Source organism: Streptomyces sp. NPDC001714, from assembly GCF_042892755.1.
Lineage (GTDB): Bacteria > Actinomycetota > Actinomycetes > Streptomycetales > Streptomycetaceae > Streptomyces.
This window is the reverse complement of sequence record NZ_JBIAUL010000019.1, coordinates 68,660-83,607: the sequence shown is the minus strand read 5'-3', so window position 1 is coordinate 83,607 and position 14,948 is coordinate 68,660. Positions and strand designations below refer to the sequence as shown.

At 69.1% G+C, this 14,948-nt stretch carries 15 protein-coding genes; 2 read left to right on the top strand and 13 right to left on the bottom strand.

Features of this window, described 5'->3' with window-relative positions; translation table 11 throughout:
• Positions 1 to 98: 98 nt before the first annotated feature.
• Together ACFY0P_RS39135 and ACFY0P_RS39130 are read right to left on the bottom strand one after the other, a co-directional pair.
• Positions 99 to 371 (bottom strand): DUF4190 domain-containing protein, encoded by a 273-nt coding sequence (locus ACFY0P_RS39135; RefSeq protein WP_388924935.1) that lies wholly within the window; start codon positions 369 to 371, stop codon positions 99 to 101.
• Positions 372 to 406: 35 nt separating this feature from the next.
• The gene (locus ACFY0P_RS39130; RefSeq protein ID WP_388924648.1) at positions 407 to 574 is read right to left on the bottom strand and encodes a hypothetical protein; all 168 of its coding nucleotides are present in this window, start codon (positions 572 to 574) and stop codon (positions 407 to 409) included.
• A gap of 120 nt (positions 575 to 694) precedes the next feature.
• On the opposite strand from ACFY0P_RS39130, the gene ACFY0P_RS39125 reads away from it, so the two are divergent.
• A complete protein-coding gene (locus ACFY0P_RS39125; protein ID WP_388924645.1) occupies positions 695 to 1,324 on the top strand; it encodes a TetR family transcriptional regulator in 630 nt (209 codons plus the stop codon).
• Positions 1,325 to 1,394: 70 nt separating this feature from the next.
• Here ACFY0P_RS39125 and ACFY0P_RS39120 read toward each other — a convergent pair whose 3' ends face one another.
• Complete coding sequence (locus ACFY0P_RS39120) at positions 1,395 to 1,766, bottom strand: hypothetical protein (RefSeq protein WP_388924642.1); 372 nt, start codon at positions 1,764 to 1,766, stop codon at positions 1,395 to 1,397.
• Between the two features lie 234 nt (positions 1,767 to 2,000).
• Complete coding sequence (locus ACFY0P_RS39115; RefSeq protein WP_388924639.1) at positions 2,001 to 2,852, bottom strand: thioesterase family protein; 852 nt, start codon at positions 2,850 to 2,852, stop codon at positions 2,001 to 2,003.
• 165 nt (positions 2,853 to 3,017) lie between these two features.
• On the opposite strand from ACFY0P_RS39115, the gene ACFY0P_RS39110 reads away from it, so the two are divergent.
• A complete protein-coding gene (locus ACFY0P_RS39110) occupies positions 3,018 to 4,241 on the top strand; it encodes an alpha/beta hydrolase (protein WP_388924637.1) in 1,224 nt (407 codons plus the stop codon).
• Here ACFY0P_RS39110 and ACFY0P_RS39105 read toward each other — a convergent pair.
• The 9 genes from ACFY0P_RS39105 to ACFY0P_RS39065 form a co-directional block, all read right to left on the bottom strand.
• On the bottom strand, positions 4,150 to 4,809 hold the full coding sequence (locus ACFY0P_RS39105) for a trimeric intracellular cation channel family protein (protein ID WP_388924634.1): 660 nt from the start codon (positions 4,807 to 4,809) through the stop codon (positions 4,150 to 4,152). The genes ACFY0P_RS39110 and ACFY0P_RS39105 overlap by 92 nt on opposite strands.
• 47 nt (positions 4,810 to 4,856) lie before the next feature.
• Positions 4,857 to 6,248 carry a M1 family metallopeptidase gene (locus ACFY0P_RS39100; RefSeq protein ID WP_388924631.1) on the bottom strand — a complete coding sequence of 464 codons (1,392 nt, stop codon included), beginning with the start codon at positions 6,246 to 6,248 and terminating at the stop codon, positions 4,857 to 4,859.
• A 100-nt stretch (positions 6,249 to 6,348) separates the two neighbouring features.
• On the bottom strand, positions 6,349 to 7,764 hold the full coding sequence (locus ACFY0P_RS39095) for an ABC transporter ATP-binding protein (RefSeq protein ID WP_388924627.1): 1,416 nt from the start codon (positions 7,762 to 7,764) through the stop codon (positions 6,349 to 6,351).
• Complete coding sequence (locus ACFY0P_RS39090; protein ID WP_388924624.1) at positions 7,761 to 8,852, bottom strand: ABC transporter ATP-binding protein; 1,092 nt, start codon at positions 8,850 to 8,852, stop codon at positions 7,761 to 7,763. Before ACFY0P_RS39090 ends, ACFY0P_RS39095 begins: the two co-directional genes overlap by 4 nt.
• Positions 8,849 to 9,856, bottom strand: a complete 1,008-nt coding sequence (locus ACFY0P_RS39085; RefSeq protein ID WP_388924621.1) for an ABC transporter permease — start codon at positions 9,854 to 9,856, stop codon at positions 8,849 to 8,851. Before ACFY0P_RS39085 ends, ACFY0P_RS39090 begins: the two co-directional genes overlap by 4 nt.
• A 72-nt stretch (positions 9,857 to 9,928) precedes the next feature.
• Positions 9,929 to 11,704, bottom strand: coding sequence for an ABC transporter substrate-binding protein (locus tag ACFY0P_RS39080; RefSeq protein WP_388924618.1), 1,776 nt, complete (start codon positions 11,702 to 11,704; stop codon positions 9,929 to 9,931).
• 37 nt (positions 11,705 to 11,741) lie between these two features.
• Complete coding sequence (locus ACFY0P_RS39075; protein ID WP_388924615.1) at positions 11,742 to 12,740, bottom strand: ABC transporter permease; 999 nt, start codon at positions 12,738 to 12,740, stop codon at positions 11,742 to 11,744.
• Between the two features lie 357 nt (positions 12,741 to 13,097).
• Positions 13,098 to 13,895 carry an enhanced serine sensitivity protein SseB C-terminal domain-containing protein gene (locus ACFY0P_RS39070; RefSeq protein ID WP_388924612.1) on the bottom strand — a complete coding sequence of 266 codons (798 nt, stop codon included), beginning with the start codon at positions 13,893 to 13,895 and terminating at the stop codon, positions 13,098 to 13,100.
• Positions 13,896 to 14,092: 197 nt separating this feature from the next.
• Positions 14,093 to 14,884: an enhanced serine sensitivity protein SseB gene (locus ACFY0P_RS39065; protein WP_388924609.1), complete on the bottom strand. Its 792-nt coding sequence runs from the start codon at positions 14,882 to 14,884 to the stop codon at positions 14,093 to 14,095.
• Between the last annotated feature and the right edge of the window lie 64 nt (positions 14,885 to 14,948).

Sequence of the window (14,948 nt, the reverse complement as noted above, 5' to 3'; positions counted from 1 at the left end):
CCGCCGTAGGTGGCCTGTGCCGGGGGGCGGGTGCCGGTGGTCCGTGGCTGGTCGCGCAGTTCCCCGCGCCCCTTGGGGCGCGCTGTCCTGAACCCCGCTTACAGGCTCCAGGAGATTGTGTTCGACGCCGCCATCGCGATCGCCAGGACCGCCAGGTCCGCCACGCCCAGGGCCAGGCCCAGGTATGCGCGGCCCTTGCGGGCCGTGCCGCGCCAGAGGGAGACCAGGGCCAGGATGATCGCGATCGGGCCCAGGAACAGGTTCAGGACCAGGAGGCCGAGCAGGCCGAGGATGAAGGACGCCACTGCCATGCCGTCGGCGTCACGGGTGCGGGTCTGCGGGCGGGGGGTGGCGGGGGCGGTGAGTTGCATCATGCTCAGCTCCTCAAGTGAGCGGGGACGGGAGGTCAGTTGGTCGAGGTGTGGCGGCGACGGGCGAGGCGCTCGCGGAGTGCGAAGACGGCCAGCCAGACGACGATCACGGTGGCGAGGCCTGCGGTGACGTCGAGCGGCGCGTGGGCCACGGTGCCCAGCACCACGCCGAGCAGCATGAGTGCGGCGACGAGGAACAGCATGGGTTCGATCCCCCTCCGTTACATTTGGGTGAACGGTTGTAGTAACAGTTGTTCACTGACTTCGAGTCTAGCAACTCGCACGGCTTTTCAATTCCGGAGAACAGTTGTTAACTGGATGACATGAGTCACACCCTCGGCATCCGACAGGCCCAGAAGCAGAAGACCCGCCAGGCCTTCCTGGACGCGGCGCTCGCCCTGCTGGAGGAGCAGAGCCTGAGCAGCCTGGGACTGCGCGAGGTCACCCGGGCCGTCGGCGTCGCCCCGACCGCCTTCTACCGGCACTTCCGCTCCACCGCCGACCTCGGCGTGGCCCTCGTCGACGAGGCGCTCGGCAGCCTGCATCCGATGGTCCGCACGACGGTCGCCACGGCCGGCGCGGAGCGCATCACCCGGGCCGTGCAGCTGATCGCCGACCACGTGGCCGCACACCCGGCGCACGTCCGGTTCATCGCCAGGGAGCGGCACGGCGGGGTGCAGCCGGTGCGGGAGGCGATCCGGGCCCAGCTCGCCCGGTTCGCCGAGGAGGTCAAGACCGAGCTGGCCAAGGACCCCGAGGCCGAGGGATGGAACGACGACGACCTGCTGATGCTCGCCCACCTCTACGTGGACCAGATGCTCATCACCGCCTCCCTGTTCCTGGAGACCCTGGAGTCCCCGGAGCCCTCGGAGGCGGAGCGGCAGCGCGTCGTCCACGTCGCCACCCGGCAACTGCGGCTGATCAGCCTCGGCCGGCAGCACTGGCTGGACTAGCCGGCAGGCAGCACACAGGGGCGGCGCATCCGCTCCCGGACGCGCCGCCCCTGTCGTACGACCCCCGCGGTCAGCTCTTCGTCGCCTGCGCGGTCGGTGCGCCGCTGGGCGCCGCGCCGCCGGGACCGCCCTGGCCCCCACCGCAGCCGCCCATGCCGCCGCCGGGGCCGCCCTGCCCGCCCTGGCCGCCGGCGCCCGGACCACCGCTGGGCATGCCGGTGGGGGTGCCCGTCGGCTTGACGGTGGAGTTGCCGGTCGGCGCGCCGCTGGGCCTGCCCGACGCGTTGCCGGTGGGCATGCCGGACGGAGCCTGACAGGACTGCGACTGACCGGAGTTGCCGCTGCCGGACGACGACGAGTCGTCCGAGCCGCCGCACGCGGTCAGCAGCAGCGGGGACAGCGCGAGCAGGGCCACGGCGGGGACGAGACGTACACGCTTCATGAGAGACAACTCCATTGAGGATGAGGGAGTCCTGAGGAGTGGCACTCAATCAACGGTGCTTAAGGCCTTCTTGGGCCCGCACTGTTCGCCGCCTGTCAACGAGGTAAAGCGCTCCCCAAGAGACAGCGCTGACCTGGCAGTTCGCTCCGAGTCGGCGCCTACTCGCCGGTACACGCCCGTGACAGAACGAGGTTCCGGCTGTCGAAACGGTGACGCGCCGGTTCGGGCCCGGGATCAGCCGAGCCGGACCCGGGCCAGCTGGCGGGACTGGGCGACCAGGCGGTCCGCACTGTCCCAGACCTCGGCGTCCTCCTCCAGGAAGCCGCCGGCCAGGTTGCGGGTGGTGATGGAGACGCGCAGCGGGCCCGGGGCGGGCCGGTGCCGGACGTGGACCGTGAGTTCGACCGTCGGGACCCAGCCCTTGAGGCCGATCTCGAACGCGGTCGGCGGCAGCGCGTCCACCGCCAGCAGCAGGGAGAGCGGGTCGGCGTCACGGCCGTCCGCGAGGCCGAACCATGAGCGCATCTCGCCCTTGCCGGAAGGCGCCCCGAGGGCCCAGCCGAGGGTGGCCGGGTCCAGCTTGAGCATCAGGCGCTCGGTGATGGCGGAGCTGCCGTCGACCGGGGCCGGACCGTCTTCCGGGCCGAAGCAGTGCTCCATGGGCGGGAAGGCGGGCGGGGTCGCCGTCGTGCGGACGTCGTCGGGGAGGGCGGTGAGGTCGCCGTAGGAGGCGAGGACGCGGATGCGTTCGACCTCGTTGCCCTCCTCGTCGTACTGGAAGAGCGAGGCCTGGCCGGTGGAGAGGGTGCGGCCGGTGCGGACGGTGTCCGTGCGGATCACCGCGGGTCCCGGCTGGGACGCGGTCAGGTAGTGCGCGGAGACGGTGAACGGGTCCGGGTGCGGCAGCGTGTCCGCGAGCGCCCGGCCGAGCACGGCAAGGAGGTAGCCGCCGTTCACGGCACTGATGATGGTCCAGCCGGCCGAGAGGTCGATGTCATAGACGCCGGGAGCGCGCCGGGTGACCGCGGTGTCGCGGTCGAACTCGCTGTCACCGATCACGGCCCGCGTGGATGCTGCTTCTGGCATGCCTGAACAGTACAAGAAGTGATTACTAAGCGGTAGCTTTTGTGATCCATGCACCAGCGGCCCGTCCAGTAAGGGATCCCTCTACCGAGTGAGGTTCCGGCAATTTCTAGGTAAGTGTCCGGACACGTCCGTAACCCGGGGCCCGTGATTCCCCTCTATGGGGACATGAGCCTCACCGGGACTCCGTTCCTCTACACGACCATCGTCCTGTCGGTCGTCGCCCTCATACTGCCGCTCCTCCTGTGGTCGCGGATGCGGGGGCCCAAGGCCGTGCGTACCGCGGCCCGGGTCCTGATGCTGCTGTTCGCCCAGGCCACGGCGGTGACGCTGATCTTCGTGCTGGTCAACAACGAGAACAACCTGTACGACAACTGGGCCGACCTCCTCGGTACCGGCAACCACGTCCAGCAGGCCGCGAACCTCGGCCAGGACGGTACCGGCGGTATAGCGCTGAAAACGCTGCCCAAGGTGAAGCAGTCCTTCACCGCAGCCAGCGGACCGGGCATGCGCGGAGTGCGGGTCACCCAGCTCAAGGGCCGGATCTCCGGGGTGAACGCCGAGGTCTACGTGTGGCTGCCGCCCCAGTACAACGAGCCGAAGTACAGGAACCACAGGTTCCCGGTCGTGGAGCTGCTGCCGGGCTACCCCGGCTCGGCCAAGGCCTGGTTCGGCTCGATGAAGGTGACCGCCCAGCTGGAACCGCTGATGAGGAGCGGCAGGGTCGCGCCCTTCATCCTGGTCGCGCCGCGCACCAATCTGCTGGCCGGCGTGGACACCGGCTGCGCCAACATCCCGGGGACGGTCAACGCCGACAGCTGGCTGAGCATCGACGTCCCGAAGATGGTGACCGACAACTTCCGGGCCGCCCCCGCCCCGGCGAACTGGGCCACCGCCGGCTACTCGGCGGGCGCGCACTGCGCGGTGAAGCTGGCCGTCGCCCACCCGGACCGCTACCGGGCCGCGGTGAGCCTGTCCGGCTACAACGACCCGATCGGCGAGCGCAACTCGCTCGCCGCGCAGAGCGTGCCCCTGCGCGAGCAGAACAACCCCTACCTGCTGCTGCGGAAGGCGGTCAGCCCGCCCCGGATCGCCCTCTACCTCTCCGGCGAGTCCGGCGACGGCTACCAGGCCGGGGTGGCGCTCGAACAGATCGCCAAGGCGCCGACCACCGTGCACGTGGTGTACCTGCCGCGCAGCGACGGCGGCCACAACATGGCCCTGTGGCGGCCCCAGGTGACGACCGTGTTCGAGTGGCTCACGGTGAACATGGGCCAGAGCCACGCCGGCGGCCGTTCCACTACTCCTCTCGAACCGTCGAGCGTCGGTTCCACGCACGCGGCGCTCGCCAGTGGTACCGCATCGCGAGCAGGCGCAGTACGAAAGCGGTGACGACCGCGAGCCCGCTGGTGAACGGGTTCAGCGCGTCGTAACGGATGCACAGCACCACCGTCGTTGCCCCGACGATCGCCGGGACCGCGTACAGGTCGCGGTCCCAGCGCAGCAGCGAGGGAACCTCGTTGGCGAGCACGTCCCGGAGCACGCCACCGCCGACCGCGGTGGCGAGCCCGAGGGCGGCGGAGGCGGTGAGGTTGAGGCCGTAGGAGTACGCCTTGGTGGTGCCGCTGACGGCGAACAGGCCGAGGCCGGCCGCGTCGAAGACCAGGACCGCCGACTGGATGCGCTCGACGTGCGGGTGCAGGAAGAACACCACCAGCGCGGCGATGAGCGGGGTCATGAAGTACCCCAGGTCCGTGAAGGCGGCCGGGGGCACCGCCCCGATGATCACGTCCCGGAAGATCCCCCCGCCCAGCGCGGTGACCTCGGCCATCACTCCGATGCCGAAGACGTCGAAGTTCTTGCGGACGGCCAGCAGCGCGCCGGAGATGGCGAACACGAAGATGCCGATGACGTCGAGCGTGTGCTGGACGGAGGGAGAGAAGAGTTGCTGGAGCTGCACCCTGACATTGTGTCCTGTCAGGGTGCATGAACCTTACAAACCCAGGCCTACAGGGCGGGTTTCCCTGTGGTGAACAGCCAGGTCTGGAAGAGGTCGTCCAGCTGCTGCCCGCTGACCTTCTCCGCGAGGCGGATGAAGTCGGCGGTGTCGGCGTTTCCGTAGCGGTGCAGCTTCGTCCAGGCCGGGAGCAGCTTGAAGAACGCCGTGTCGCCGATCCGTTCGCGCAGCATCTGCAGGGTCATCGCGCCACGCTGGTAGACGGCCGAGGCGAACATGGTGTCGCGCTGCGGGTCGGCGACGGTGATCTGCCAGAAGGGGTTGTCGGCGGCCCGGGAGTTGTAGCCGGCGAGGAACGAGTCGTGGGCGGACCTGGTGCCCTGGTGCTCCGCCCACAGCCACTGCGCGTAGGTGGCGAAGCCCTCGTTGAGCCAGATGTCCTTCCACTGCGCCACGCTCACCGAGTCGCCGAACCACTGGTGGGCCAGCTCGTGCACGATCGTCGTCTCGCTGCGCACCGCCGAGTAGGCCGGCTTGCTCTGCACCTCCAGCGAGAACCCCGCCTCCGGCATGTCGTCGACGATGGCCCCGGTCTCCTCGAAGGGGTACGGCCCGAAGACCTGCGACCAGTAGTCGGTGGCGGCGGCGGTGACGGCGTAGACGTCGACGTTGTTGCTGTTCGCGAGGACCGGGTCGATGGCGACGTAGATCGGGGTGCCGGCGGGGGTCTTCCCGGTCCGCACGTCGAACTTCCCGATGGTGGCGGTGGCGAGGTACGTCGCCATGGGCCTGCCCTCGTGCCAGTGGGTGTACGTCGAGCCGCCCTTGTCGTACGTCGAGACCAGCCGGCCGTTGGAGACGCCGGTCAGGCCCTGGGGCGCCTTGATCCGGATGTCGTAGGTGGCCTTGTCCGAGGGATGGTCGCTGGACGGGAACCAGGTGGAGGCGGCGTTGGGTTCACAGGCGACGAAGACGCCGTCGGCGGTCTTCATCCAGCCGTAGTCGGAGCCGAACACGATGGGGCCGTTGAGGGGCACGGGTATCCCGCCGTAGGTGACGGAGACGGTGAAGTCACGGCCCTTGCGGAGCGCGTCCCGCGGGGTGACGGTGATCTCGTCGCCGGTGCGCGTGAACTGGGCGCGTCTGCCGTCGACTTCGACCTTCGTGACCTCCAGCTTCTGGAGGTCGAGGTCGAAGGAGGAGAGGTTCTGGGTGGCGCGGGCGGTGAGGGTGGTACGGCCGTCGAGGCGGCCGGTGTCCGGGGCGTAGGCCACGTCGAGGTCGTAGTGGCGGGCGTCGAAGCCGCCGTTGCCGAGCTGGGGGAAGTAGGGGTCGCCGATGCCGTCGGCGCCCGGGGTGGGGGCGGGGGCGGCGGCTAAGACGAAGGAGGCGGCTGCCGCGGTCGCGACAGCCGCCAGACGTGCCGAACGGGAGAGGCGCATGAGTCGTCCCTTTCGAGCGTGCCGGTCAGTGGACGGACACGGTCGACTCTGCGCTCTCCCGTTAAGACATGTACATGACTTTGCAAAGTCGTGTCATGGGCTACTTGTCGGTTGACTCCTGTGACGCCTCTGACCCGGCGGTGGCGTCACCGGCCGCGGACTTCCCGGCGGCCTCGGCCACCGGCTCCTCGACGGCCTCGGCTTCGGCCACCGGCTCCTCGGCAACCTCGGCCTCGGCTTCGGTCGCTGCGTCGACTTCGGTCTCGGCTTCGGCTTCGGCCTCTGCCTCTGCCTCGGTCTCTGCCTCGCCCTCGGCCTCTGCCTCGCCCTCGGCAGCGTCCGTGGTCGCGGCCTCCGTGGCCTCGGCCGGCTCCGCCGACTCCTCCAGGACCGCCTCGCCCACCAGCTCCGAGGCCTCCTTCGCCGCGGTCAGCAGAACGGTGTCCTGCGGGGCCTGGTCGGCGAAGTTCTCCGGGTGGTGGCACGCCACCCGCTGGCCCGGACGGAGTTCGAGGAGCAGCGGCTCCGTCGTCCTGCAGATCTCCGTCGCCTTCCAGCACCGGGTGTGGAAGCGGCAACCGGACGGCGGGGCGATCGGCGACGGCACGTCACCGCGGAGCAGGATGCGCTCGCTCTTCTGCCCGCGCCGCTTCGGGTCCGGGACCGGCACCGCCGACATCAGCGCCTTGGTGTACGGGTGCATCGGCGACTCGTACAGCTTGGTGCTGTCGGCGAGTTCGACGATCTTGCCGAGGTACATCACCGCGACCCGGTCCGAGACGTGCCGGACGACGGAGAGGTCGTGGGCGATGATCACGTAGGTCAGGCCCAGCTCCTCCTGGAGGTCGTCCATGAGGTTGACGACCTGCGCCTGGATCGAGACGTCCAGGGCGGAGACGGGCTCGTCGGCCACCACCAGCTTCGGCTTCAGGGCGAGCGCGCGGGCGATGCCGATGCGCTGGCGCTGACCGCCGGAGAACTCGTGCGGGTAGCGGTTGTAGTGCTCGGGGCTCAGACCCACCAGCTCCAGGAGGCGCTGGACCTCCTTCTTGACCCCGCCCTCCGGCTCCACGCCCTGCAGCCGGAACGGCGCGGAGACGATCGAGCCGATGGTGTGCCGCGGGTTCAGGGAGCCGTACGGGTCCTGGAAGATCATCTGGATGTCGCGGCGCAGCGGGCGCATCTTCGCGGTGGACAGGTGCGTGATGTCCTGCCCCTCGAAGGTGACCTTGCCGCCGGTCGGGTCCTGGAGCCGGGTGATGACCCGGCCCATGGTCGACTTGCCGCAGCCCGACTCGCCGACCACGCCCAGGGTCTCGCCCTTGCGCACCTCGAAGTCGATGCCGTCGACGGCCTTCACCGCGCCGACCTGGCGCTGCAGGATGCCCTTCTTGATCGGGAAGTGCTTCTCCAGGCCCTCGACCTTCAGCAGCACCTCCCGGTCTCCGGAGGCCTTCTCGGGAGCCGACACCTGCTGCGGGATGACGGCGTCATCGGTCTTCTTCGTGTCGCTCACAGCTTCGGCGCAATCTCTTCGGTCCAGATCCGCGTGCGGTCCTCGGCCGAGAGGTGGCAGGCGGACCAGTGGCCGCCGTCGACCAGCTCCAGCTCGGGGCGGACCGTGCGGGTGACGTTCCCCTTGGGGAGGTCCGCGTACGGGCAGCGCGGGTGGAAGGCGCAGCCCGAGGGGACGTTGATGAGGCTCGGCGGCTGGCCCTTGACCGGGATGAGCCGGTCGGAGGTCTCCCGGTCGATGCGCGGCATCGAACCCAGCAGGCCCCAGGTGTAGGGGTGCTGCGGCTTCTCGAAGATCTCGTCGACCGGGCCGCGCTCCACGCACCTGCCGCCGTACATCACCAGGACGTCGTCGGCGATCTCGGCCACCACACCCAGGTCGTGGGTGATGAGGACGACCGCGGAGCCGAACTCCTTCTGCAGGTCGCGGATCAGGTCGAGGATCTGCGCCTGGACGGTGACGTCGAGCGCGGTGGTCGGCTCGTCCGCGATGAGCAGCTCGGGGTTGTTGACCAGGGCCATGGCGATCATGGCGCGCTGGCGCATACCGCCGGAGAACTCGTGCGGGTAGCCGTCGACACGCTTGGCGGGCTCGGGGATGCCGACCCGGTCGAGCATCTCGATGGCGCGGGTGCGGGCGACCTTCTTGCTGACGTTGTGGTGCACCCGGTACGCCTCGACGATCTGGTCGCCGACCTTGTAGTACGGGTGCATCGCGGACAACGGGTCCTGGAAGATCATCGCCATCTCGCGGCCACGGAGCCGGCGCACCTCGTCCGGGGACGCGTTCACCAGCTCCTTGCCGCCGAGCCAGATCTCGCCGGACATCTGCACGTTCTTGCCGCGGGCGCCGAGCCGGTGCAGGCCCATGATGGCGAGCGAGGTCACGGACTTGCCGGAGCCCGACTCACCCACGATGGAGAGGGTCTTGCCCTTCTCCAGCGAGAAGCTGAGGCCGTCGACGGACTTGACGATGCCGTCGTCCGTCGGGAAGTGCACCTTGAGGTCGCGGACTTCGAGGAAGGCGTCGGACGGCGCGGCCGGCGTGGGCTCGCCCACGGCGGCGCCGGTCTTGGAGAGTTCGGTCACGAGAGCCTCACCCGCGGGTCGGCGGCCGCGTAGAGCAGGTCCACCAGGAGATTTGCGATCACGACGAAGAAGGCGGCGAGCAGGGTCACGCCGAGGATCGGGGGCAGGTCGTTGTCGTCGATGGCCTGCACCGCGTACTGGCCGACACCGTGCAGCGAGAACACGGTCTCGGTGATCACCGCGCCGCCCAGCAGCAGACCGAGGTCCATGCCGAAGACGGTGATGATCGGGGTGAGCGCGGCGCGCAGTCCGTGCCGGACGACGACCTTGCGCTCGCGCAGGCCCTTCGCGCGGGCCGTGCGGATGTAGTCCTCGTTCATCGTCTCCAGCATGCCCGAGCGGGTGAGCCGCGCGTAGATGGCCGAGTACAGAAGAGCGAGCGAGCACCAGGCGGGGATGAGGGTGTTGGCCCACTGCGCCGGGTTCTCGGTCAACGGGACGTACGTTCTGCCGAAGATCGGCCACTGGTAGGTGAAGAGCAGGATCGCCAGGTTGCCCGTGAAGAACATGGGCAGCGAGACGCCGGCGAGGGCCACACCCATGAAGGTGCGGTCGAAGAAGGAGCGGGGCTTCAGCGCGGAGACCACGCCGATCGCCACGCCCGAGACCAGCCACAGCACGGCCGCGCCGAGGGCCAGCGACAGGGTCACCGGCATCCGGGAGGTCAGCTGCGGCCAGACGGCCTGGTGGGTCTTGAAGGAGTAGCCGAAGCACGGTGCGTCACAGTGCACCGTGGTGGGGCCCAGGTCGTAGGTGGCGCCGGAGACGATCCCCTTGATGAAGTGCCAGTACTGGACGTAGACGGGCTGGTCCAGACCGAGGTTGTGCTTGACCGCGGCGATGTCCGCCTTCGACGGGCTCTTGCCGATGTACTGCTGCGCCAGCTGATCAGCGGTCTGCCCGGCCAGCCGCGGCAGCACGAAGAAGATGGCGAAGGTGACCGCGGAGACGACCAGCAGCAGGATCACCGCTGCGACCGTCCGACGGAGGATGTACGAGATCACGGGGATCGGCGCTGGTGCCCGCGGGCCTCACGGCCCGCGGGCACCAATGCCTTCACCTGCCTTCCGGGGCTGCTACTTCGACGCGACGCCGATGTTGAGGTAGTCGTACTGGCCGCTGAAGGCCGCCGTGGAGACCAGGTTGGTGAAGGTGGTCGGGCGGGCCAGCAGGACCTTGAAGTAGGTCAACGGCACGAGGGCGGCGTCGTCCATGGTCTGCTTGTCGATCTGCGTGTAGATGCTGTTGCGCTCGGTGTCGTCCTGCGTACCGATCGCCTTGGCCAGCAGAGCGTTGACCGTCTTGTTGTCGTACTGCGACAGGTTGGTGTTACCGGACTGGCTGATCGCCTGGCCGTTCAGGATCTGCTGCAGGAAGCCGTAGCCGGACGGCCAGTCGGCACCCCACTGCATCATGATCAGGCCGACGTTCTGCTTGTTGTCGAACTTCGGCACACCGGCGTAGTCGGTGAAGTACTTGCCCGACGGGTACTGCTTGAGGGTGGCGTTGATGCCCACCTTCTTCAGCGAGTTGATGATCGCCGTGGCGGCGTCGATCTCCTGCGGGCGGTCCGAGCGGGCCGTGAGGTTGGTGTTGATCGACGTCTTGCCGCAGGCCTTCAGCTGCTCCTTGGCCTTGGCGACGTCACCCTTGTTGCCGGTGGTGGCGTAGACGTCCGCCTTCGTGTAGCCCGGGATGTCCGGGGGCAGCACGGTGGAGGCGATGTCACCGCGGATCGGGCCGCCCTCGGCGGTCTGCACCGAAACCTTGTCGATCGCGTACTCGACGGCCTTGCGGCAGGCGACGTTGTCGAACGGCTTCAGCTTGGTGTTGATCGCCATGTAGACCAGACGGCCACCGTAGGTGTTGTCCGTGTTGGCCTTCTTGCTGGCGTCGGTGAGCACCTGGGCCTGCGTGGCGGCCTGGACACCCGTGCCGCCGAGGTCGATCGCGTCGCCGGCCTGGACGTCCTTGTCGATCGTCTCGGCGTTGACCTTCAGGTTGACGACGATCTTGTCCGGCAGCTGCTTGCGCAGCGGGTCGGTCTTCGGGTCCCAGTTCTTGTTGCGGACCAGCACGACCTGCTTGCCGTCCTGGTAGCTCTGGAACTGGTACGAGCCCGAGGACACGATGTTCTTGACGTAGTCGACGCCGTTGTCCTTGGCCTGCGGCACCGGGGCCGTCTGCGGGGCCGAGACCAGGTAGTCGAACTCCTGGAAGGCCTGCTTCAGGTGGAAGACGATCGTGGTGTCGTCCGGGGTCTCGATGGACGCGAGGCCCTTGGCGCTCTTGTCCTTGTAGGGACCCTTGTACTTGTCGCCGCCGACCAGGAACTGCTGGAAGTAGTTCGGGCCGAGGGAGAGCACGTCACGCGCGAAGTTGGAGCGCTCGACGGCGTACTTGACGTCCTTGGACGTGATCGCCGTGCCGTCCTGGTACTTCAGGCCCGAACGCAGCTTGTACGTCCAGGTCTTGCCGCCGTCGCTCGGGACGCCCTTGCTCGCGGCGAGGTCCGGGACCAGGGTGTTGCCCTTGGAACCGGGGCCGGGCTGGAACGTCATCAGCGGGCGGGCGTAGAGCCGGCTGAAGTTGTACATGTACGCGTAGTACGTGTTACCGGGGTCGAACGAGTCCGGGACGTCGGACAGCTCGTAGGTGACCGTCCCGCCCTTCTTGTCGGACGCGTTGACGACACCCTTGGTAGCGGCGTTGGCCGCGGCGGAGCTACCGCCGCCGTTGCCGTCCTTGTTGTCATCGGCCTTGCTGCACCCTGCAACCAGCAGGGTGGCGGAGCCGATGGCCGCGATCGCGGCCAGCGCTGACCTTCGCATGATGGGCGGGTTCCCCTCCATTGTCGGAAACTTTTCGGGCTCTCGGTGACAGCAGGCGTCAGCGGCTGCGCGGGTCGAGAGCGTCGCGGAGACCGTCACCGAGCAGGTTGAACGCCAGCACGGTCACGAAGATGGCAAGGCCGGGCACGATCATGTACTCGGGATCGACCTGGTAGTACGTCACCGCTTCGCGGAGCATTCCGCCCCAGGACGCCTGCGGGGGCTGGATGCCGACGCCGAGGAAGCTGAGGGACGCCTCGAAGAGGATGTTGGTCGGGATCAGCAGGGTCGAGTAGACGATGATCGGGCCGACCAGGTTGGGCATCAGCTCGCGGAACAGGATGTACGGGCCCTTGGCACCCATGCCGCGGGAGGCGTCGACGAACTCGCGCTCCCGCAGGGCCAGGGTCTGGCCGCGCACGATCCGGCCCAGGTAGGGCCAGTTGAAGAAGCCGATGACGAAGATGAGCACGCTCAGGTGCAGCGGCAGTCCGTTGAGGCCGAACGCGCCGCCCTGGAGGGTGGCGGAGATGGCGATGGCGAACAGCAGGAGGGGGAAGGCCAGGAAGGTGTCCATCAGGCGGCTGATGACCGAGTCGACCCGGCCGCCGTAGTAGCCCGCGACGACGCCCATGATCGCGCCGATCACGTTGGACAGGATCGTCGAGCCGAAGGCGACGACCAGCGACACCCAGGAGCCCTCCAGGATGCGGGTGGCGATGTCACGGCCGAACTTCGGGTCCACGCCCAGCGGGTGGTCGAGGCTCATGCCGCCCCAGCCGCCGTTGGGCAGCGAGGTGTTGGCGTCGATCAGCTCCTGGTGGAAGGCGTTGGGGTCGAGACCGAGCAGGGCCTGGATGGGGCGGGCGAGGATCGCGACGAGAATCAGCAGAACGACAACGATGCCGCCGGCCACGGCGACCCTGTCCTTCTTGAACCGGGTCCAGGCGATCTGCCCGAGGGAACGACCCTCGATCTGCCCCTTACCGGCACCCTCCAGCACAGCCTCCGGCTGTGCCTCGGCTGCCGCCCCGGTGGTCTCGATCGGTGCGGTCACGGTGAGCGACCCCTCTCGCCGGCGGTGACCGGCCTACGCCAGCCGCGGATTGCGGCTTTGTCGACTTGCTCGATCACGAGGTTTAAACCAACCTCATGTCTGACTGGCGAGTCTTCAGCGTCGTCGCGATCACCCGCCAGATCTGGCGAAGAAAGTATGCGCAACCGTGATGCAGTCCGAGGGATTCCGTTATCCGAACAGTGGGTAACGCCCCTCGGACGCGGGTCAGTTGGGACATAACGCCGAATTCGGTCGGAACGGAACGTTCCGGCGTCATCTACGCGCGGAGAAATGTGTTCGTTACGTAAATCTTGTGAACCCCTACCGACCGGCCCGAGGCAAGAGCGCCCCGTCGCGTCAGTAACCACCCTGGGCCGGCGGATACCCGTACCCCGTCGCCGGGGCGGGCGGCAGTGCCGCGTGGGCCTCGCGGTCGTAGAACGGCCGTGCCGTCGCCCGCATCCACATCACGACCGGGTCGTACTCGTCGGTCATCGCGACCGTCGACACCGGCAGCCCGTCCGGCACCGCCCCGATCGACTGCTGCATCATGCCCCGCACCGAGTCCACGGCCGACGGCGAGGTGTCGTAGACGTCCAGGCCGATCGCGAGGTACGGCGCCCCGAGGGCCGGCTGCACCCAGGCGCGGCGCAGTGAGCGCACCGCGGGGGTGCGGTGGGCGTTCTGCGTGAGCAGGGCGTAGAACTGGGGGATCTCGATGGCCGGTTCGGTCAGCCGCAGCGGTCCGGCCGGCTGGCGGTCCAGGCCGGTGGCGATGCGGCGCAGGTCCAGCCAGGGGATGCCGACGCCGCCGCCCGGGGCGTGCGGGTTGAGCCAGAGGCCGAAGTGGTCGGGGTAGAGCGTGCGGGCCACGTCGATGCCGTCGACCACCTCGTACGAGCGGTTCCAGCCGCTCGCGGAGAGCTCCTGGGCCGAGGTCACGCAGGGGGCGTAGCCGTGGCCGTCGACCTCCATGTTCCCGTACTGGGCGTCGGGGGAGCCGGCCTGGCCGTGCCAGAGCAGCATCCAGATCTGGCCGGAGGAGGGCGTGGCGAGGGCGCGGAGGAGTGCCTCGTAGGCGTCGTAGCGCCCGGGGGTTACCTGGCGCAGCATGTGCTCGACCTGTCCGGTCGCCGCGGTGCCGCTGGCGCTCACGTGTTACCGCCCCTTCATCTGGTGCCCCGCGTCTGGAGGGCGCCCCGCGTTTGGAGACAGCTTATGCGCCCGGGGGGCGGGGGCCGATTGTCCGTCGGCGGGTGCGCGTAGTCGGTGGCTGGTCGCGCGGTTCCTCCCCCAGCCTTCGGCCGGGGTATACCCCCAGCGCCCCTTGGTCGGCTGCCCTGGGGGCGTTTCTAGTGACCGTACTGATAGAAGGGGCGCACGTTCTCCCGCATCCAGTGCCCGACCGGGTCGTCCGCGACGTCCAGCAGGACCAGGTTCACCGGCCACCTCACCGGGGCCCGGCCCAGCGCCTTGCCCAGGGCCTCCAGGGGCAGGGCGCGCAGGTCGCCCTCCCACTGGGAGAGTTCGACGCCCACGAACATCACCGGGTCCGCCATCTCGATCGCGGCGAGGCAGCGGCGGGCCGTGGCGACGACGCCGATCGCCGCGAACTCCGCCGACGCCGCGGCCAGGAAGTCCATCGGGTCGTCCTGCCAGTCCGGTTCGAAGAGGCGGACCCGGCCGCCGGAGGCGGGGCCGTCCAGTTCGGTGCGGCCGGCCCGGCAGAGCTGGGCCACCGCCTCCGGAGGCAGCGGGACCCCGACCACTCCCCCGGGGTTCACGGCGATGCCGACCTGCGGGGGCAGCCCGCGGGCGAACTCGACCGCCGGGGCGATGGTGTACGACAGGTGGGAGCCGGCCACCAGGCGGAACTGCTCCTCGGAGCTGAAGACCGGCACGTACACCTGGCCCGCGATCTCCGTCGTGGGCAGGTCCAGCGGGCCGCTGTGCGGGCCGCCGCCCTCGGGCAGCGGGATCCACAGGAAACTCCGGCCCAGTACCTCGATGAGCCGGCCCGCCGCCGCGGGCACGCCGAGGGAGGCCGAAAGGACCTCCTCCAGTTCGTTGCCGGGCCACCCGCCGTGCGGGTGGGGGTGCGCCTGTGCCGGGAAGTCCGCGGGAATGTCCGCCGGGAAGTCCATCTGCCTACCGCCTGCTGGAAACCGCTGCTGAGGCTGGAAAGGCTAGCGGGTGACACCGACAAAG

Bases quoted from the DNA above. Each gene is read 5' to 3' on its own strand.
- ACFY0P_RS39115 (WP_388924639.1), bottom strand. From the start codon at position 2,852: ATGCCAGAAGCAGCATCCACGCGGGCCGTGATCGGTGACAGCGAGTTC.
- ACFY0P_RS39080 (WP_388924618.1), bottom strand. From the start codon at position 11,704: ATGGAGGGGAACCCGCCCATCATGCGAAGGTCAGCGCTGGCCGCGATC.
- ACFY0P_RS39110 (WP_388924637.1), top strand. From the start codon at position 3,018: ATGAGCCTCACCGGGACTCCGTTCCTCTACACGACCATCGTCCTGTCG.
- ACFY0P_RS39125 (WP_388924645.1), top strand. From the start codon at position 695: ATGAGTCACACCCTCGGCATCCGACAGGCCCAGAAGCAGAAGACCCGC.
- ACFY0P_RS39065 (WP_388924609.1), bottom strand. From the start codon at position 14,884: ATGGACTTCCCGGCGGACATTCCCGCGGACTTCCCGGCACAGGCGCAC.
- ACFY0P_RS39100 (WP_388924631.1), bottom strand. From the start codon at position 6,248: ATGCGCCTCTCCCGTTCGGCACGTCTGGCGGCTGTCGCGACCGCGGCA.
- ACFY0P_RS39130 (WP_388924648.1), bottom strand. From the start codon at position 574: ATGCTGTTCCTCGTCGCCGCACTCATGCTGCTCGGCGTGGTGCTGGGC.
- ACFY0P_RS39135 (WP_388924935.1), bottom strand. From the start codon at position 371: ATGCAACTCACCGCCCCCGCCACCCCCCGCCCGCAGACCCGCACCCGT.
- ACFY0P_RS39120 (WP_388924642.1), bottom strand. From the start codon at position 1,766: ATGAAGCGTGTACGTCTCGTCCCCGCCGTGGCCCTGCTCGCGCTGTCC.